Genomic DNA, 17,906 nt, shown 5'->3' on the forward strand with positions numbered 1-17,906 from the left:
ACAATAGGGCGATGAGCGAATCCGTGGCAGCGGTCCCCATGCGCTGGGTCGGTCCGATCCGACTCAGTGGCAACGTGCTCTCCGGCGAACAGGAGGTGCCGCTGGCCACGTACGAGTCGCCGCTGTGGCCGTCGGTGGGCCGCGGCGCCCGGATCTCCCGACTGATCGAGAGCGGCATCGCCACGACCCTGGTATCGGAGCGGATGAGCCGCTCGGTCTATTTCGAGACCGACGGCGCCGGGGTCTCCGTCCGCACCCTGGCCGAGATCCGCGCCGCCTTCACCGAACTCCAGGAGATCGTGGCGGCGAGCAGCAGGTTCGCCCAGCTCATCGACCTGCACAGCGAGATCGCGGGCCGGCTGCTGTTCCTGCGTTTCGAGTTCCTCACCGGCGACGCCTCCGGCCACAACATGGCCACGCTCGCGGCGGAACGGCTGATGTCCCACCTCATGGCGACGTGGCCGCACCTGCGGTACGGCTCGATCTCCGGCAACTACTGCTCCGACAAGAAGGCGACGGCCGTCAACGGCATCCTCGGGCGCGGCAAGCACGTGGTGACCGAGGCGGTCATCCCGCGGGACGTCGTCGTGAAGCGGTTGCGCTCCACCCCCGAGCAGATCGCCGCGCTCAACACGAACAAGAACCTGGTCGGCACCATCCTGGCCGGCGGGCTGCGCTCGGCGAACGCCCACTACGCGAACATGCTGCTGGGCTTCTACCTCGCGACCGGGCAGGACGCCGCGAACATCGTGGAGGGGTCGCAGGGCGTCACGCAGGCGGAGGTCGACGACGGCGACCTGTACTTCTCCTGCACGCTGCCGAACCTGATCGTCGGCACCGTGGGCAACGGCAAGGGGCTACCGTTCGTGGAGGAGAACCTGCAGCGGCTCGGTTGCCGCGAGGAACGCGAGTCGGGCGAGAACGCGCATCGGCTCGCCGCCCTGTGCGCGGCGTCGGTGTGGTGCGGCGAACTCTCACTGCTCGCGGCGCAGACCAATCCCGGCGAGCTGATGGCCGCTCACGTGGCCATCGAACGCTCCGCTCGCCACAATGCAGACACCAGCACCTCGACCCAGGAGTGAGACATTTCCCCCGCAATCGGCATCGATGACCTCGCCTTCGCCACAGGCTCCTTCCGTATCGACCTCGCGGTCCTCGCCGCCAGGCTCGGCGCCGACCCCGAGAAGTACTACCGCGGGCTCGGACAGTCCGAGATGAGCGTGGTGGCCGAGGACGAGGACATCGTGACGATGGGCGCGGCCGCAGCGCAGCAGATCCTCGACCGCAGTGGCGGCGCGGGCGTGCGGACCCTGATGTTCGCGACCGAGACCGGCATCGACCAGTCCAAGGCGGCCGGGGTGTACGCGCACCGGCTGCTCGGACTCGGCCCGAACGTCCGGGTCGTCGAGCTCAAGCAGGCCTGCTACTCGGCGACGGCCGCGATGCAGTTCGCGGTGGCGCTGGTGGCGCGGGACCCGAGCGAGAAGGTGCTCGTGATCGCGAGCGACATCGCCCGCTACCAACTCGACAGTGCCGCGGAGCCGACCCAGGGCGCCGGCGCGGTGGCGTTCACGGTCGCCGCGAACCCCGCCCTGCTCGAGCTCCACCCCGCGAACGGCGTCTACACCGACGACGTCATGGACTTCTGGCGGCCGAACCACTCCACGACCGCGATCGTGGACGGCAAGAGTTCGATCACGGCGTACCTGGACGCCGTCGCCGGGGCGTTCGACGACTACCTGGCCCACGGTGGTGTGCCGTTCGAGCAGATCGACCGGTTCTGCTACCACCAGCCGTTCACGAAGATGGCCGTCAAGGCGCATCGCCACCTTGCCGCGCGCGCCGGCTCCGAGCTCGACCCGGCGGCCCTGCAGGCGCAGATCGAGCCGACCATGGGCTACAACCGGCGGATCGGGAACAGCTACACGGCCTCGGTGTACCTGGCGCTGCTCGCGTTGCTGGACGGCGACGAGGACCTGACCGGCAAGCGGGTCGCGATCGCCAGCTACGGTTCCGGCGCCGTCGCGGAGTTCCTCACCGGAACCGTCGCGGACGGCTACCGGGCGGGGCTGCGTCGCGCCGAGAACGAGGAGCGGCTCACCGGACGGACGCCCGTGGACGACGCCGCCTATCTGGCCCTGCAGCGCACGGCCGCCCGCCCCGACCCCTCGAACTTCGAAACCGCCCGGCAGACGCCGTCCCCGTTCCGGTTCGGTGGGGTCCGGCAGGACCAGCGGGTCTACGAGCCCACGGCCTGAGCCCTCCAGCACCAACGGCTCGGTGCCCGCCCGAACTCACGCCGGCGGTTCGGTGATCGCCGCCACCAGCACATCGAGCGAGGAGTCGTCGTCGCCGGCCCGGAGCATGATGGCCGTGCGCGGGTAGCGGTCCAGGTCCAGCCGCTCCAAGGCCGCGGTGAACCCCGGCGGTGCCGCGTTCGATCCGGACAGCAGCAGCCGGCCGTGCAGCCACTCGGTGACCAGCATGGTCAGGCTCGCGGCCCGGGCACTCGGATGTCCGACCGCATCGACGAAGAAGTCGAGCAGGGCCTCGTTCAGGGCCAGGGTGCGTGGCCCGGCGATCCGCTGCGCGGCCAGGATCGCGACCTGGCCGGGTGCCCCCTCGGCGACCCCGAGCACATGAGCCAGGAACTGCCGGAGCGCGTGCGCCGGGCACGCCTGGCGCAACAGACCCAGGTCGAACCGCCCGACGAAGTCGTCACCGATGCGGTTGCGGAGGGCCGCCATATCCTCGAAGTAGGTGTAGATGGCGTTCGGGGTGACGCCCGCCTCGGAGGCGACGGCCCGCAACGTCAGTGCCGCGGCACCACCGGTACCCAGGACCCGCTGCGCGGCCTCCAGAAGGTCCTCGGGACGGATGTCCCCACGGGGGCCACGGCGGTGGTGCCGACTCGTCATCCGGTCACGCTAGCGTGACGATTTGTGCAGCGAACAAATAAGGCTGAGATCCGCGCAGCGCGTATCTTCGTGAGCATCGTCATGGGCGCCATCATGGCGATCTGCGCCGTCTTCCTCGCGGTTGGCGCCACCATCCCGGAATGGTTCGTCATCGCCGGCCGGTGGCTGCCCGCCCTGGTCTCGCTCCTCGTGCTGCGGGTGGTGGCACTACCCGGCGGGCCGGTTCGCTGGTGGGCCTTGCGGGCGGGCGGATGGCGCCAACTCCTCGGGGGCAGTGCACTGACGATCCTCGCCCTGCTCACCGTCTACGTCCTGAGCGTGCTGCCCGTCCTGATCCTGGGGACCGCGCAGCCACAGCCCGCGGCCGCCCTTGGCCAGGTGGCCCTCGCGCTGATCCCGACGATCGTGCTGTTCTCGCTCAGTACGTTCGGGGAGGAGGTCGGCTGGCGGGGCTTCCTGCAACGGACCCTGGCCGACCGGGGGTTCTGGCGCGCGTCGCTCACGGTCGCCGCCGCCTGGGCGGCCTTCCACGTTCCGCTGCACGGTGCGATGGCGATCCAGGGCACGATCCCCTGGCTGATCGCGGCCACCTCGACGGTCGGCCTGATTCCCCTCGGCCTGTTCCTGAGCGCCGCGGTGGTTCGGTTCGGCAGCGTCTGGCCGGCGGTCTTCGCCCATGCCGTGCCGCTGTCCGCACTGAACCTGATCTCGAACGCCGGCGACCTGCCGCCGGGCACGCACTGGATCCTGACGGCGGTCACGGCCGTGCTGCTGACCGGCGCCGCGGCCCTGCTCGCGCGGCGTCAGCCCGCCGCGGACAGCGCCCGCAACGGCCGCATGCCCTCCTCGACGACGTCGGCGATCGGGCGGGTACCGCCGTCGTCGAACCAGCGCTCCAACGCGGCGAAGTAGCCGAACGCGAGGGCGTGGGCGACGACCTGGGCCTGCGTGCCGCTGCGCCCCGGCCCGGCGAGCAGGGGTGCGATCCGGTTGGCGGCGCGGTCGAGAGTGACCAGCACCGCCGCTCGGACCGACGGTTCGGCGAAGAAGTAGCGGACCCGGCGCCGTGAGGTGGGCTCCGCGGACCCGCCGCCGAGATCGGTGGGCGTCTCGTACCTCAGCACGGACTCGAGCAGGCTGCCGACCGGGTCCGCCGGGTCGAACCTCTCCGCGAGCTCGGCGTCCGTGAGCGTGTCGAAGTCATCGGCAACGAGCAGGCCCTCCTTGGTGCCGAAGTAGCGATACACCGAGGACGGCGAGACCTCGGCCGCGGCCGCGATCTGCTCGATCGTGACGGCCGCGTAGCCGTGCTCGTCGAAGAGGTCGAGGGCACGTTCGGTGATGGTGTGCATGGCGGCTCGGCGCCACTGCTCGCGAAGTCCCGACATACCCAGGATCCTAGTCAGGAGACAGTTACTGTCCAGTTGATGTTGACTGCCTTGGTACCGAATGGCAGAGTTGCTTTCGTACAGACAGTCACTGTCTGTATTCCCCAAGAGATTCTGGAGGGTCTCCATGACCGCCATGTCCACGTCGCCCCCACGTCCGAGCCAGCGGGCCGCGCTGCCCGCACTGTGGCTCGGGCTCGTGCTCACGATCGCCGTCGGTGCCTACGCCGCGCTCGACAACATGACCACCCACGTGCTCGCCGATCACATCCGAGCCACCTACCCGGCCGTCGGCGAGCCCGGCGTCCAAGCGGGCGTGACCACGTATGTCGCGATCCTGCTGACCGTAGGCGGCCTCGGCGCCCTTGGGTGGCTCGCGACCATCTGGGTGGCCCACGGCGGCCGGCGCGGGACGCACTGGGTCGCGACCGGCCTGCTCGGCGCCGCCGTCGCGGTCGCCGTGGTGGGCCTGACCACGCTGGACACGTCCGGCGAGGTCGGCCTCGCGCCGCTGATGGGCTGGCTGGTGCTGCTCCCCTGCGTGCCCGGCCTGGTCGCCGTCGTCATGCTGTGGGCCCGGCGTCGCACGGCGAGCACACGTGGCTCGGCGAACACACCATGAGCCGTGCCACGGCCCGGCCGCGGGCCCCGGCCTCCCGGCTCGGCCGGGCCGTGGTGCACCGCGCCGGGGCTCTCAAGCGTGCGCTCTACCGGACCGGCCGACCGACGGCACCGATGCGCTGCTGGAACCGTCTCGATGCCCGGCTGTACGCACTCTGTGGGCTCGTCCCCCGGCGGGCAGCCGTGCTCGAGGTCCCCGGTCGGCACTCCGGCCAGGTGCACCGGGTCCCTGTCGCCATCGCGGATCTCGACGGCGATGAGTACCTGGTCTCGATGCTGGGGCCCGGGGCGAACTGGGTGGGCAACGTCGAGGCGACCGGCGCGCGGGCAACGCTGCGTCGGCGCGGGCGGAGTGTCCGGGTACGCCTGGAGCCCGTGCCCGTGGCCGAGCGCGCGCCGATCCTACGGCGCTATCTCGCGGTCGCCCGAGGAGCGCGGCCGCATCTGGCGGTGTCCCCGGAGGCGCCGCTGACCGAGTTCGCCCGGATCGCGGCCAACCATCCGACGTTCCGCGTCCAGGATCGGTGAGCCGGCCGCTATCGCTCCAGGACCGCACGCAGCTTCTCGGCGAACGCCGCCGGATCGTTGTCGGGCGTCCACTCGTTGGCGGCGAAGCCGCCATGGTCGCCGGGGAACACGACGGGCTCGACGCCCAGCCGGGCGGCCAGTGCCTGGCCACCGCGCCGCGCCATCGTGCCCTCACCCTCGGCGCCCACGGCCGGGACGATCCGCGCCGGCGAGCCGAGCAGGGCCGCGACGTCCGGCGTGTAGGGCGGTGCCGCCATCGTGTGGGCGAGCAGCGGGTCGGCGCGCGAGCCGTCGTCGCCGGTGGGCAGACCGTACTGCGCGGGATCGGGTTCGGGCTGTTCCAGGTAGTCCGCCGGTAACGGGCCGGCCTGGGTGACCAGCCGAAGGAACTTGGCCATGGCGGGCCCGAACCCACGGTCCCGGTAGGTGGAGACGATGTCGGCGTTGACCTCGGCCAGGATGTCGGCGTCCTCGAGCAGCGTGGCGAGGGGCGGTTCATGGGCGACCAGCGTCCGAACCTGATCCGGGTGGCTCACCACCCAGCAGAGCGCGACCGTCGCTCCCCCACTCGAACCGAACACGTCGACCGGACCCGGTCCGACCGCCTCCCACACCCGGTGGATGTCGTCAGCGTGGATCTCGGTGGTCGCCACGCCGCCGGTGGTGAGGTGGCTGCGGTCCGCCATCCGGGGGTCATAGGTGATCACCACCCGGTCGTCGAGATGGGACACCAGCTGCTCGAAGCCCGAGGCACCCATGGGCGAGCCGACGATGACGAGCGGCAGGTGCTGCGCCGGACGCTCCGGCTCATGCACGTCGTAGGTCAGCACGGCTCCGGGCACGTCCAGGGTCCGCGTCGTGGTCATCGTCATGCTCGAATCCCTCCGGCGGTCGCGTCAGTCAGTCGGTGGATCGGTAGGTCAGGAGCAGGCTCCCCTTAGGGGTGTGCTCGGCGGCGACGAGGTCAAGCCTCGGATGGTGCCCGGCGCCGTCCAGGAGCCGCCGCCCGCTGCCCGCGATGGACGCCGCGACCACGAGCCGGAGCTCGTCGACCAGCCCCGCGGCCAGGAGTGCACGCGCCAGGGTGATGCTGCCGTGCACGCCGATGTCACCGCCGTCGCCGCGACACAGCTCGGCGACGTACTCGGGCGCCGGGCGGTCGACCGGGATCGTATTGGCCCACTCCCCGTCCAGCGGCCGGGAACTGAAGACGTGCTTGGGCGTGGTGTTGATGAAGGTCGCGAACGGCTCCACCTCGGACGTCGGCCAGTAGCCGGACCAATAGTCGTAGGTGCCACGCCCCAACAGGACGTCCTCCTGGCGCGCGATGATCGTCGCGAGATTGTCGAAGATGGGCCGGTCGCCGTCATGCATCCAGTCGCCCGGCTCCTCGGCGACGCCGTCCAGGGAGATCAGTTCGTAGAGCACCACTCGGCGCATGGTCGGACCCGTTCCCTCGCTCGTTCGGTCTGGCGGTCGCCACGCGTCGATCATGCCCGCCGGTCTCGGACGGAGCATACGCCGGTGGGCGTATCTTCCTCGAGGGCCCCGCGATGGGACGGGCTCAACCGGGCAGGACCGCGATGACCCGGAACCGACCGTCGCCGGTGCCCACCAAGATCTCGCCACCCACGGCGTCGACCCGTCGGCGCATCCCCGTGATCCCGAAACCCTCGCTGACCGGCCCGGCGTGCGCCGTCGGGTTGACCACCTCGAGGTGCACGGCCGCGAGGACGTACCGCAGGGTGACCGTCGCATGGCGTCGGCTCGCATGCTTGGCGACGTTGGTGAGCGATTCCTGGACCACGCGGTATCCGGCGACGTCCACTGCCGGGTCGAGCACCCGCGGCGTTCCGGTGATGGCCAGGTCGACGTCGACACCCGACTCTCGCATTCGGGCGCACAGGTCCGCGAGCCGGGCCAGACCCGGAGTCGGGGCGCGGGACTCGGTGGACGCAGTGGTGGCGTCGTGCGGGGCGATGGCCGCGAGCGTGACGCGCAGCTCGGCCAGCGCCTCGGCGCTGGCCCGGCTGATGGCGTCGAGGGCGATGTCCGCCTGCTCCGGCTTGCGGCCGCGGACGTGCCGCGCGATGTCGGCCTGCATCTGGATCGCGGCCAGGCCGTGTCCGACGATGTCATGGACCTCGGACGCGAGCCGGAGCCGCTCCTCGTCCAGAGCACGTCGCTCGGTCTCGGCTCGCTGTCGCGCGGCCGACTCGACGACCAGGCGCCGAGTCAGTCCCACGCTGAAGGGCACCACGATCCAGGCCGATCCGGGCAGGAAGCCCCAGAGCCCGTCGAGCGCCGCCGCGTTGGTGAACACGTGCACGAGCAGGAGTGGCAGAGCGATCCCCGCGGCCAGCACGGCCGGCCGCATCCGCTCCCGGCGGGCCATCGTGTAGGTCGCGACCGCGACGCAGAGCAGGATCGACCCGTAGGGGTAGCCGACGATCAGGTACACCGACGCTGAGATGGTGCAGATCCCGAAGGAGATCAGCGGCCACCATCGCAGCCCCGCGGAGATGGCCGCCACCACCACGAGGACCACGGCCCAGGCGTCGATCGGTCGGGACTGGGTCCCCCAGACGTTCAGCAACGGAAGGCTGACCACGCCCAGGACCGCGAGGAACCCCATCAGGACGAGGTTCCCGATGAGGTCGCGGTTCGCGCGCGTCACCACCTCACCATGGTGCCGTACCCGGCGCGGCGGGCACGGCCGCACGCGCGCGGTGGTAGGCGGTGCCGGCGACGACCAGGGTGACCATGCACGCCAGACGTCCCAGGGGCAGGAACAGGGAGGCGTAGTAGATCGCGATCGACAGCAGCGACAGGACCGCCAGGCTCCCCGCGATCCGGGCAACCACCCGGACCGACCGGCTCCAGCCGTGGGCCACACTGATCGACAGCACGAAGACGCCGAGGGCGACCACGTGGGTCACACCGCCGGCGTAGAACGAGACGCTGCGCACCGTGGCGACCACGCCGGTGCCGGCGGTCTCGGCGATGAGGCCGAGGACGACCGAGAGGATCGCGCTGGTGAGGATCGCCGCCACCGCGACCCAGCCGGCGACCCGGCCCAGTCGCTCCAGCCGCCCGCGCGCCGGCTCCGTTGCGGTCGTTCGGGTGAGCGGCCCGGCGACGACGATGGCGAGGCCGAGCCCGGAGACGCCCTGGAGCAGCCCGGTGAGCAGCGACGGGGTCGTGTTCGCCGCGAGGTACTCCTGCACCTGCGCCGGCGGGGACCCGGGCAACGGCAGGTCCCCGACGCTGAACGCGCCGGCGACCGGCGAGACGGCCAGATAGAACAACAGGAAGAGCAGGGCGCCGAGCAAGGGCGAGGGAGTGCGTGCGGTCATGCAGGTCAGCCTCGTCGTGCGGCGACGTCGCGTCGTCCTGCCACGAGCGTCATTCTGAATACGTCCACCGCCGTATGCACCGCGCCGGGACGTGTGCCGATACTGGGGTCCCGACCGGACCGGAGGAGCCCAGATGACCACCACGGTACCCACCGCGCCCGACCAGTCCACCGCGTCGGCGGGCCGAGCGCCGCGCCGGACCAGCCCGATGGAGCCTCGCCCGCGCTCGTGGCCGCGACTCGGTGCCCGCGCGCGTCGGGTGGTGCTGATCGTGCACCTGGCCTCCGCCGGGTCGTGGCTCGGTCTCGACGTGGTCCTCGGGGTCCTGGTCGTCACCGCGCTCGGTGCGGCACCCGCCACGGCCGCAGCCCTCACGGTCGCGATCGGCACGTTCGTCGGCTGGCCGCTCGTCGCCGTCGCCCTGATCACCCTGCTCAGCGGCGGTGTGCTCGGGCTGGGGTCCAAGTACGGGCTGGTGCGCTACCGGTGGGTCCTGACCAAACTCGTCCTGACCCTGGTGCTGATCGGGCTGGTCGTCGGCGTGCTGGTCCCGTCCGTCGCCGAGCTCGCGGCGACGGCGACGGCGTCGGCGCCGCCTGTCGGGACAGGCACCTTCGAGGTCGGTCGGCAGTTGATCTTCCCTCCGATCGTGTCCTCGCTCGCCCTGTTGTTCGCCATCACGCTCTCGGTCACCAAGCCATGGGGTCGCCGCCGGGCCGCCGGGTTGGCCCGATGATCCGGGTGCTCCTGGTCGACGACCAGGACCTGGTCAGGATCGGGCTGCGGACGCTGATCGAGAACGAGGACGGGTTCGAGGTCGCCGGCGAGGCGGCGGACGGCCTGGCCGCCGTGGACGAGGCGATCCGGACCCGGCCGGACGTCGTCCTGATGGACATCAGGATGCCCGGGATCGACGGCCTCGAGGCGACCAGGCGGATCGTCGCCGAGGCGGACCTGGCCGGGACCCGGGTGATCGTACTGACCACGTTCGAGCGGGACGAGTACGTGTTCGAGGCCCTGCACGTCGGGGCGTCGGGATTCCTGCTGAAGGACACCCCGCCGGCGCACCTGCTCGACGCGATCACCACGGTGGTCGACGGCGGTGCGCTGTTGGCACCGAGCGTCACCCGGACCCTCATCGCCGAGTTCGTCACGGCCGGCCGCCGGGTGTTGACGCCCCACCCGCAACTCGACCAACTGACCGCCCGGGAGACCGAGATCGTGACCCTGGTCGCCGAGGGTCTCAACAATCACGAGATCGCGCAGCGGCTGTTCCTCAGTCCGGCCACCGCCCGCACCCACGTCAGCCGGGCCATGATCAAACTCGGCGCACGCGACCGCGCGCAACTCGTGGTCTTCGCCTTCCAGTCGGGCCTCGCCTGAGACCGAGGTGCCGGGTTGGACAACGAGAAGAACCCCGCTCCGCGAACACGCGGGCCGGGTTCTGCTTACTTCGCATTCTGTGGAGCTAAGGGGAAACGCACCAGCATCGCGCTGGCCAGGTCAGACACCAAGAAGCTGAGAGTTGTGCCAGCCTTGTGCCAGTTCTGCGGATATCCGGTGCTGGCCACCGGCATAGGTTGCAAGGGAGGTGGACGGATGGGCTCTTGCACCCCTTGACCAGCTCCGTTCCGCAAGCAACGCAAGGATCCGACCCATTGGGTGCAACGAACATCGCGCGTGGCTCACGCCGTTCGGGTGGGCTGGGCGTCAGCATGCCCCACCGGGGTTTCCCATGCTGAGCAGTTGACGTTGTCACCGGCGAGTTGAGGCTGGCTCTGGCATGTCGTCCCACGTGCGGCCCTCAAGCTGACGACCGTTCGCTTTCGGTGTCCGACCACCCCACTGCTTGAAGAAGAACGCCACGTCTGCTTCTAGGCACTGATCGCGGAGGTCCTCCACCCAGGCCGGGTCCATGGCACGCGCGCGAGGGCCGGACTCTCCGCCGGCGATGAGCCAGTCGATCCTGTCGAGATTCAGCGCAGGCAGCGCAGTGATGAGCGGTTCACAGGATAGGAACCGGGTAGATGCGGGGACCGCTCGGAGATGGTCGATCCTGTCGACGGCATCGTACGACTCTATCGAGACTCCCATCCAGAGGTTGTCGGGCCAGTCGAGTCTGTCCGCCACTCTCGCCATCCGGTGGGCACGCTTCGTCAGCACCTGGTAGGTATGCTGGGGAGTCCGGCGGATGACGTCGAAGATGCCACGGATGAAGTCGATTGGGACCTTGGCATGGAACAAGTCACTCATTGAGTTCACGATGACCCTGTCCTGGTGGAAGCAAGAGCGCATCACCCCGGCTGATCGACACGCTCGGTGACGAATTGCTTGAGGTGCTCCTCACCTTTGAAGTCCCTGGTGCAGTCCCACATTCGACTGCCAGACGTGCGCGAGCACCTTGCGCGGGATGGCCGAGTGATGCTGGCGGATGCGGTACGGCGTACGTAGCCGCGGCTGGTGTTCTCCGCGCACGAGACCAGCGAGTGTCCGGGGCATTGAACGAGGGACGAACGTGGGTTGAGGTCTTGATCATCGAGCCCAAGCCCGGGTCGACTCTCGTGCGGAACTTGGCGAGACTGTCCGTCGACCGGGAGTCCATCTGCGCACACTCACCTGCCAAGAACTGTTGATTCCCGAATCAATCTTGACAGCATGGACAACCCGCATATCTACTCGGTACATAGTTGCGACCGTGCCACCTTGCCCTTCTGTCACATCGGCGGCGCGGCCGGGCGCATTCTGCGCAAGCAGTAGCAGCGGGTCGATGTTCGGCACTTCGTTCGGAAGGTTCCACCGAAGAGCAGTCACTACTCGCTCACGAGACATCTGGGAGAACACACATGGCCCGCTCCGAATATCGGAGTTCGCTTCACGAGCCGAGACGTCAGATCCCGCTCGACGACGAGTCCGATGTTGTCGTGTGTGGAGGTGGACCAGCCGGCGTCGCCGCCGCACTAGGTGCTGCGCGGCTCGGCGCACGCACCACACTCGTCGAGTCTCAGGGCGCGCTAGGCGGTGTCTGGACCTCGGGCGCGTTGTCCTGGATCATCGATGCCGCTCTAAAGCCGGGAATCATGGCTGAGATCGTGGAAGCGCTGGAGGCAGCTGGTGCGGACACCCCCGTCGGCTTCCCTGACTTCTCCTACGACGTCGAGAGAATGAAACTCGTGCTCGAGAGTATGTGCACAGCCGCCGGGATACGGATGCTATTCAACACCGATGTAGTCGGCGCTCGGGTCCACGAAGGCCGACTCCAGGCAATCATCACTGAGTCGAAGAGTGGCCGCATTGCCTTCTCCGCGTCGACATTCGTCGACTGCACGGGCGACGGCGACGTCGCTGCACTGGCCGGTTGCCAGTTCGAGATCGGCCACCCTCAGACTGGGCAACTGCAACCCATGTCTCTCATGGCACTGGTCAGCGGCATCTCCGTCGACGAGATGCACGACGTGATTATAGCCAACGACGTGGTTCGCGCAGATGAGGAGGACTTTTCACTGGCACGCAGGCGAAAGATCTCCAAGCACAATCTTCTTCGCGAGCTCGGAAGGGCTGGATTCGACCCGAGCTATACGGGTATCAGCCTCTTCAAGGTTCACGACGATGTCTTCGCGCTGATGGCGAACCACCAGTACGACGTTCGGCCAGACGATGTCGGCGCGATTACCTCGGCAACGATCGAAGCGCGCCGTGAGATCAATCAGGTCGTCGAGGCCCTCCGTCTGTTGGGGGGGCGCTGGTCGGGTTTGCGCCTCATCAACACTGCTGCTCAAATAGGGGTACGTGAAGGGCGGCGCATCGCTGGGCGCTACCACATCACGCGAGACGACGTCATGCGGGGCGCTGAGCACGAGGACGCTGTGGCGCGAGTCGCCTTCGGCTTCGACGTGCATGCCCTCACACGCGCGGAAGGCGGCTACCGCAGTCCGACAATGTCTGATGTCGAGACCCGCGCGCGGCCCTACGAGATCCCGCTTCGCGCCCTCATCGCGCGGGATGTCGATGGCCTGCTGATGGCCGGACGGTGCATCTCTGGCGACTTCTGGGCTCACTCGAGCTACCGCGTCACGGGCAATGCCGTTGCCACCGGCGAGGCGGCAGGGGTCGCGGCGGCGGTAACAAACTCATTGGGATGCACGGTCGCCCAGACCCCGTGGGCCGCGATCGCCAAGGCACTGCCATACCAAGCTGAACGGATTCTCGAACAGGCCTAATCCGGCTCATCGCACACGAGGGTGTAGCGGTGGTGCCCGGGTAAGGGCCGAGGTCCCAGGATGGAAATTCTCACACTGCCCATCCGGAAGACCTCGACGTGGACGACGCTACCTTCTGGACTCCTGACCTGACGAGGCTCTGCCGCTTGGACGAGCTTGGCCTCGTGGCTGTCGGGCAGGCACTGGAGCCCGATCGGGGAGTGCTGGCTTGCAGGGTGGTCGAGCCCGATGGGTGGTGCCGCCGCTGCGGGTGCGAAGGCGTGCCGCGGGGAACTGTGTGCGCGGCTTGCGCATGAGCCGTTTGGCTGGCGTCCCACGGTCTGTTGGTCCGGATGCATCGCTAACGGTGCTGCGGGTGTGGGCACGTGTGGCGTCAGGACTCCACCACAGCGGCGCCGCCGCGGGCGAAGCTGTCCCGGGCGGCAGTGCGCTGGGCCTTGGTCGCCCTGGTCGGCCACCTGACAGTCGCCACGATCGCCGAAGCCCTCGCGGTGTCGTGGCACACCGCTAACGACGCCGTCCTGGCCGGGGCCGTCGGGTCCTGATCGACGACCCAACCCGGTTCGATGGCGTCGCCGTGATCGGAGTCGAGGAGCACGTGTCGCGCCACACGTCACTTCACGTCAGACGCCCAGCACGAGCATGCTTCACCATCGGCAACAACGGCGGTGGGTGTGTTTGCGATGGGCGGCCAAGCACCCCAGATCGGGACTCGCGAGCCGACCTGCCCACTGCCGGAGAGCTGACCCGCGACACTGCCCGTGCGGGTGTTCTGTGTTCCGAAGTCTTCGACCCAGGCAATCGCGAACGGCGATGAGTTGATTGCCCGATCAATCTTGACTCAACTGGATCGGAACAGTTGACTCAGCTGGTCGAGCCGTCCGGTTCCCTGCCGTAGGTTGGGCCTCACATCCTGGCGAAACGGCACACCACAGCAGGATTTCAGCACGTCACCATGGCGTTGAAGCCACGAGAAGGAGTAGCAGTCAATGGCGAAGCATCTACTCTTCGGCACCTCATACAGTCGGCGGACTGCACTGAAGGTGGCCGCAGCGGCGTCCGCCGGTGTCGCGTCCGGGCCACAGGCGCAAGCCTGGACTCACGGGTCCGGTCCAAGCAGGACCGACGACTCCCATCCGCGTCTCCTCGCGAGGCCCAGCGACTTCGACGCAGTGGCCTCTCGCGTCGTCACGGACGAGGTATCCCAGGGATGGTTCAGCACGCTGGAGGAGCTCGGGACGGAGTTGTTGGCGGTACCCACGCCGACCTTCCCGAACGGCGCAAGCCTGCTCAACACCGCCAGAACTGCCGTCAATCGCATCTACACACTCGCCCTGCTCGAGCAACTCGCCGCCGACCCCTCCTACGCACAGCGCGCGCGAGCTGAGATCGCGGCAATCGCGGAGTTTCCTCAATGGAGCCGAACGAACCCACCGAAACTCGCCGACGACTTCCTCTCGGTTGCGGAGATGACCCACGCGATGGCAATCGGGTACGACTGGCTGTTCCACACCATGAGCGACGACGAGCGTGCCGATGCCCGCGAAGCCATCATTGAAAAGGGGCTGCGCACAGCCCTGAACGCCTACCGGGAAGATTCGATCTACACCGGTTCACCAAACAACGTCGGGATCGTCACCAACGCTGGATTCGGTGTGGGGGCACTCGCCATCGAGCCAGAGTCGCCCTTGATCGCACGGGACATCCTGCGCAGGAGCCTGCACTGCATCCGACCAGCCGTCCAGCAGCTCAGCCCCGACGGGAGCAGCCCCGAGGGCGGCTATTGGGGATATGTCATCAGGTACCTCGGCATCTACCTCGCAGCACTGGAGTCCTCTGGCGTCCGCGATAACGGGATCTCACAAACCGTCGGGCTGTCCGAAACAGGAAACTATGCGATCTACCTGACCGGTCCCGCGGGGCAGTTCTTCAACTACTCGGACTCCGATCCAACGTCGCAGCAGCCTCCGGAACTGCTGTGGCTCTCTGAGCGGTACTCGAATCCCGTCTACACATGGTGGGGCAGCCGGAGCCGGTCGACGAGCACCCTCTACCTGCCCCGCTACTTGTTGTGGTACGACCCCAGCAAGGACGTCGGTCCGCTCGAGTCCGACCTGCCACTCGACATCCATTTCGCCAGCGTGGAGGTTGCAACCTTCCGCAGCGCGTGGGAGGACCCGGACGCCCTGTTCGCCGGCTTCAAGGCGGGCGACAACGCCAGCAGCCACGGTGACCTCGATCAGGGCACCTTCGTCATCGATGCGAATGGGCGCAGGTGGGCGACAGAACTAGGCAAGGACAGTTACGGCCTTTCCGGCTACTTCGACTACGGCGGTGGCAGGCGCTGGAACTACTATCGCAAACGCGCCGAGGGCCAGAACACCCTGGTCATCAACCCGACCTCGGCACCCGACCAACTCCCCAACGCCTCCTGCCACATCTCCCGCTACGAGTCATCCGCCGCCGGCGGATACGCGATCGCGGACCTCACCGGTGCAGTCCCCGGAGATGCGGTCACGTCCTGGCAGCGCGGCGTCGCCATGGTCGACCAGCGTCGGCGCACCCTGGTGCAGGACGAGGTGACTCCGAACGGTCACATCACGGCGTGGTGGTTCATGCACACGACCGCACAGGTAGCGGTCTCCGAGGATGGCCGGTCCGCATCGTTGACCATGGCGGATGAGGACGGCGGCAACCCCGCCACTCTCCTGGTCCAGATGGTGTCCGCTCCCCCGGACTCGGCATTCACGGTTCGTGCTGCAACACCACTTCCGACGTCTCCCACCCCCCAGGGACAATCGGCGAACGCAGGCGTCTCGAAACTCACGATCGAACTGGCGGCTGATGACGCGTTCACGCTGGCGGTGCTCTTCAGCCCGATCACCGAGCCGGCCAACCCGGATTTGACGACTCCCAGCGTCGTCGCGCTGCATGATTGGTCGACGGACATGTAACGGGCTCTCATTCTGGCTCGCAGGTGCGTCGCCGGGCAGCTCACCGAGGTCACCACGGGGCGACCGAACTGCCGCCCAGCACCTACACAATTCTGCTCCGACAGAAGTCCCTCGGAACTCACCGCAGCGATCAGCACCAACCGCGGTCGGCAAGCGTATGCCGGTCATCGGTCCGTGTTGACGCGCCCTCCTAGACCGCTCCGCACACAAGATTCGGGAGTACCCATGCAGCACCCATCCTTCGACCGACGCACTTTCCTCCTGGGAGCGGGCGGAGCCCTCACTCTCGCAGCCTTGCCAAGTTGCTCCACCGGCGGCACTGGTTCCGAAGCTCCGACGACTGACAACAGTGGCGTCGAGCTACCCTCCTACATCCCCTCGACGGGTGTTAAGCCGGACCTTCAAGGTACGCCGGAGGGCGTGCCGGACGGGTTCTTCAACTACCCCGCCGATCAGCATCGTTCCGTCACCGAAACACCGGGGGCGGGTGAGTCGATCAGCGGGATGGCGATGATCTCCACGGCGGTCCCGCCGACCCGATCCGAGAACGCCTACTGGCGAGAGCTGGAGGACCGGCTCGGTGTATCGCTCGACCTGATGATGACCCCGTCGGCCGATTACGATCAGAAGTTGGCCACCGTCGTTGCAGGCGGCGACATCCCTGACATGGTTCAGATTCGGGATGCCCCGGATCTTCCTCGACTGCTCGAGTCGCAGTTCCAAGACCTGTCCGAGTACCTCTCCGGCGATGCGATCCAGGACTACCCGAACCTGGCCACCTTGCCGCCTCTGACGTGGCGGGGGGCCATCTACAACGGTGGCATCTACGGCATCCCGAATCCACGGCAGGCGATCGGGAGTTACGTGTTCGTACGCCAGGACATCTTCGACTCGCTGGGGCTGTCGACCGAACCCGAGAACCTTGATGAGTTCCTCGAGACCTGTCGCGCGCTCACCAACGCCCAGGAGAACAGGTGGGCGATGGGCGATTCCGGATCGGCGGCTGCGCTCGTGATCATGGGCATGTTGTCCGGAGTGCCGAACGAATGGCGCAACGAGAACGGCTCGCTCACCCATAAGTACGAGACGGACGAGTTCGCGCGTTCGGTCGAATGGGTTACGCAGCTCTGGCAGGACGGCTTGATGCACCCGGATACGTTCGCGAGCTCCGACACGAGTGGTCAGTGGTTCCATGCGGGCCGAACCGGGATCTGGCTGACGGGCAACGGACACTGGAACAGCGCATTGAAGAACCATCCGACGTCAGAGCTCGGACTGATGACCCTGCCGAACTGGGATGGTGGCGGCCTCGCACCGTGGCGGCTCGGGTCAGGCTTCTTCTCGATCAATGCCTTCAAGAAGGCCGAACCCGAGCGAATCAAGTTGCTGCTCCGGGTCTGCAACTGGCTCGCTGCTCCGTTCGGCAGTGAGGAGAACTACCTCCGCGCGTATGGGCTGGACGGCGTTCATCACACCGTCGACGCCGATGGGAATCCGACTCTCACCGAGTTGGGTCAGGCAGAGCTGCGGCTCCCGGTCAGTTATCTGGCGGCGCCGCCGACTCCGCTGTACACACCCGGGCGGCCCGACGACACGAGGGTCCAGCATGCCTATCAGTCCGAGGTGATTCCCGTGGGCGAGCCCAACCCGGTGATCGGTCTCTACTCGGCCACGGACGCCGACGACGGGGTCAGGCTGAAGCAGACCTTCGACGACGCCGTCAACGACATCATCACTGGCCGGGCGACCATCTCCACACTCACCGAGTCCGTGGACGCGTGGAAGCGCGATGGAGGCGACGCGATGAGGGCCGAGTACGAGGAACAACTCGCCGCCTACCCGATCGACTGACCAGGGAGGCAATGCGATGAGACGCCCAGTGATGGGACACACTGACCTCGGCATCGAGATCTCGCAACCGAGG

Annotated in this window: 17 protein-coding genes and 1 pseudogene; 11 read left to right on the top strand and 7 right to left on the bottom strand. The window is 68.0% G+C overall.

Annotation, left to right across the window (positions count from 1 at the left end):
* Positions 1 to 11: 11 nt before the first annotated feature.
* Positions 12 to 1,082, top strand: a complete 1,071-nt coding sequence (locus EXU48_RS19730; RefSeq protein WP_207947838.1) for a hydroxymethylglutaryl-CoA reductase — start codon at positions 12 to 14, stop codon at positions 1,080 to 1,082.
* 21 nt (positions 1,083 to 1,103) lie between these two features.
* Positions 1,104 to 2,258: a hydroxymethylglutaryl-CoA synthase gene (locus EXU48_RS19735; protein ID WP_268958245.1), complete on the top strand. Its 1,155-nt coding sequence runs from the start codon at positions 1,104 to 1,106 to the stop codon at positions 2,256 to 2,258.
* A gap of 36 nt (positions 2,259 to 2,294) precedes the next feature.
* Here the strand turns inward: EXU48_RS19735 and EXU48_RS19740 are convergent, their stop codons facing one another.
* Positions 2,295 to 2,918 carry a TetR/AcrR family transcriptional regulator gene (locus EXU48_RS19740; protein ID WP_133109404.1) on the bottom strand — a complete coding sequence of 208 codons (624 nt, stop codon included), beginning with the start codon at positions 2,916 to 2,918 and terminating at the stop codon, positions 2,295 to 2,297.
* Between the two features lie 69 nt (positions 2,919 to 2,987).
* On the opposite strand from EXU48_RS19740, the gene EXU48_RS19745 reads away from it, so the two are divergent.
* Positions 2,988 to 3,830: a CPBP family intramembrane glutamic endopeptidase gene (locus EXU48_RS19745; protein ID WP_133109405.1), complete on the top strand. Its 843-nt coding sequence runs from the start codon at positions 2,988 to 2,990 to the stop codon at positions 3,828 to 3,830.
* Here the strand turns inward: EXU48_RS19745 and EXU48_RS19750 are convergent.
* A complete protein-coding gene (locus tag EXU48_RS19750; RefSeq protein ID WP_133109406.1) occupies positions 3,722 to 4,306 on the bottom strand; it encodes a TetR/AcrR family transcriptional regulator in 585 nt (194 codons plus the stop codon). The genes EXU48_RS19745 and EXU48_RS19750 overlap by 109 nt on opposite strands.
* 127 nt (positions 4,307 to 4,433) lie before the next feature.
* Here EXU48_RS19750 and EXU48_RS19755 point away from each other — a divergent pair, with 127 nt between their 5' ends.
* Positions 4,434 to 4,928, top strand: a complete 495-nt coding sequence (locus EXU48_RS19755; RefSeq protein ID WP_207947839.1) for a hypothetical protein — start codon at positions 4,434 to 4,436, stop codon at positions 4,926 to 4,928.
* Positions 4,925 to 5,455 (top strand): nitroreductase family deazaflavin-dependent oxidoreductase, encoded by a 531-nt coding sequence (locus EXU48_RS19760; protein WP_207947840.1) that lies wholly within the window; start codon positions 4,925 to 4,927, stop codon positions 5,453 to 5,455. Before EXU48_RS19755 ends, EXU48_RS19760 begins: the two co-directional genes overlap by 4 nt.
* 8 nt (positions 5,456 to 5,463) lie before the next feature.
* Here EXU48_RS19760 and EXU48_RS19765 read toward each other — a convergent pair whose 3' ends face one another.
* From EXU48_RS19765 to EXU48_RS19780, 4 genes are all read right to left on the bottom strand, one after another.
* Positions 5,464 to 6,327: an alpha/beta fold hydrolase gene (locus EXU48_RS19765; protein ID WP_133109407.1), complete on the bottom strand. Its 864-nt coding sequence runs from the start codon at positions 6,325 to 6,327 to the stop codon at positions 5,464 to 5,466.
* A 28-nt stretch (positions 6,328 to 6,355) separates the two neighbouring features.
* Entirely contained in the window at positions 6,356 to 6,895 is a 540-nt protein-coding gene (locus tag EXU48_RS19770; RefSeq protein ID WP_133109408.1) for a dihydrofolate reductase family protein, read from the bottom strand.
* A 124-nt stretch (positions 6,896 to 7,019) separates the two neighbouring features.
* Positions 7,020 to 8,132, bottom strand: coding sequence for a sensor histidine kinase (locus tag EXU48_RS19775; RefSeq protein ID WP_207947841.1), 1,113 nt, complete (start codon positions 8,130 to 8,132; stop codon positions 7,020 to 7,022).
* A gap of 4 nt (positions 8,133 to 8,136) precedes the next feature.
* Positions 8,137 to 8,811, bottom strand: coding sequence for a hypothetical protein (locus EXU48_RS19780; protein ID WP_133109409.1), 675 nt, complete (start codon positions 8,809 to 8,811; stop codon positions 8,137 to 8,139).
* 133 nt (positions 8,812 to 8,944) lie between these two features.
* Here EXU48_RS19780 and EXU48_RS19785 point away from each other — a divergent pair, with 133 nt between their 5' ends.
* Together EXU48_RS19785 and EXU48_RS19790 are read left to right on the top strand one after the other, a co-directional pair.
* Complete coding sequence (locus EXU48_RS19785) at positions 8,945 to 9,547, top strand: hypothetical protein (RefSeq protein WP_207947842.1); 603 nt, start codon at positions 8,945 to 8,947, stop codon at positions 9,545 to 9,547.
* Entirely contained in the window at positions 9,544 to 10,194 is a 651-nt protein-coding gene (locus EXU48_RS19790; protein ID WP_133109410.1) for a response regulator transcription factor, read from the top strand. The genes EXU48_RS19785 and EXU48_RS19790 overlap by 4 nt, the downstream gene beginning before the upstream one ends.
* 372 nt (positions 10,195 to 10,566) lie before the next feature.
* On the opposite strand, the gene EXU48_RS19795 is transcribed toward EXU48_RS19790, so the two are convergent.
* Positions 10,567 to 11,106: a DUF5131 family protein gene (locus EXU48_RS19795; RefSeq protein ID WP_268958243.1), complete on the bottom strand. Its 540-nt coding sequence runs from the start codon at positions 11,104 to 11,106 to the stop codon at positions 10,567 to 10,569.
* Positions 11,107 to 11,654: 548 nt separating this feature from the next.
* Between EXU48_RS19795 and EXU48_RS19800 the strand changes: the two genes are divergently transcribed.
* The 4 genes and pseudogenes from EXU48_RS19800 (at position 11,655) to EXU48_RS19815 (ending at position 17,833) form a co-directional block, all read left to right on the top strand.
* Positions 11,655 to 13,028 carry an FAD-dependent oxidoreductase gene (locus EXU48_RS19800; RefSeq protein WP_133109411.1) on the top strand — a complete coding sequence of 458 codons (1,374 nt, stop codon included), beginning with the start codon at positions 11,655 to 11,657 and terminating at the stop codon, positions 13,026 to 13,028.
* A gap of 98 nt (positions 13,029 to 13,126) precedes the next feature.
* Positions 13,127 to 13,641: pseudogene (locus EXU48_RS19805) on the top strand (ISL3 family transposase); the annotation flags it as partial.
* Between the two features lie 559 nt (positions 13,642 to 14,200).
* Positions 14,201 to 15,982, top strand: coding sequence for a heparinase II/III domain-containing protein (locus EXU48_RS19810; RefSeq protein ID WP_165962904.1), 1,782 nt, complete (start codon positions 14,201 to 14,203; stop codon positions 15,980 to 15,982).
* Between the two features lie 420 nt (positions 15,983 to 16,402).
* Positions 16,403 to 17,833 carry an extracellular solute-binding protein gene (locus EXU48_RS19815; RefSeq protein ID WP_165962905.1) on the top strand — a complete coding sequence of 477 codons (1,431 nt, stop codon included), beginning with the start codon at positions 16,403 to 16,405 and terminating at the stop codon, positions 17,831 to 17,833.
* Positions 17,834 to 17,906: the final 73 nt, after the last annotated feature.

This window comes from Occultella glacieicola, assembly GCF_004353825.1.
Taxonomy (GTDB): domain Bacteria; phylum Actinomycetota; class Actinomycetes; order Actinomycetales; family Beutenbergiaceae; genus Occultella; species Occultella glacieicola.

What these genes read in the sequence shown, in the direction of transcription:
- EXU48_RS19730 (WP_207947838.1), top strand. Translation starts at nt 12, where the DNA reads ATGAGCGAATCCGTGGCAGCGGTCCCCATGCGCTGGGTCGGTCCGATC.
- EXU48_RS19740 (WP_133109404.1), bottom strand. Translation starts at nt 2,918, where the DNA reads ATGACGAGTCGGCACCACCGCCGTGGCCCCCGTGGGGACATCCGTCCC.
- EXU48_RS19750 (WP_133109406.1), bottom strand. Translation starts at nt 4,306, where the DNA reads ATGTCGGGACTTCGCGAGCAGTGGCGCCGAGCCGCCATGCACACCATC.
- EXU48_RS19755 (WP_207947839.1), top strand. Translation starts at nt 4,434, where the DNA reads ATGACCGCCATGTCCACGTCGCCCCCACGTCCGAGCCAGCGGGCCGCG.
- EXU48_RS19760 (WP_207947840.1), top strand. Translation starts at nt 4,925, where the DNA reads ATGAGCCGTGCCACGGCCCGGCCGCGGGCCCCGGCCTCCCGGCTCGGC.
- EXU48_RS19765 (WP_133109407.1), bottom strand. Translation starts at nt 6,327, where the DNA reads ATGACGATGACCACGACGCGGACCCTGGACGTGCCCGGAGCCGTGCTG.
- EXU48_RS19770 (WP_133109408.1), bottom strand. Translation starts at nt 6,895, where the DNA reads ATGCGCCGAGTGGTGCTCTACGAACTGATCTCCCTGGACGGCGTCGCC.
- EXU48_RS19780 (WP_133109409.1), bottom strand. Translation starts at nt 8,811, where the DNA reads ATGACCGCACGCACTCCCTCGCCCTTGCTCGGCGCCCTGCTCTTCCTG.
- EXU48_RS19785 (WP_207947842.1), top strand. Translation starts at nt 8,945, where the DNA reads ATGACCACCACGGTACCCACCGCGCCCGACCAGTCCACCGCGTCGGCG.
- EXU48_RS19790 (WP_133109410.1), top strand. Translation starts at nt 9,544, where the DNA reads ATGATCCGGGTGCTCCTGGTCGACGACCAGGACCTGGTCAGGATCGGG.
- EXU48_RS19795 (WP_268958243.1), bottom strand. Translation starts at nt 11,106, where the DNA reads ATGCGCTCTTGCTTCCACCAGGACAGGGTCATCGTGAACTCAATGAGT.
- EXU48_RS19800 (WP_133109411.1), top strand. Translation starts at nt 11,655, where the DNA reads ATGGCCCGCTCCGAATATCGGAGTTCGCTTCACGAGCCGAGACGTCAG.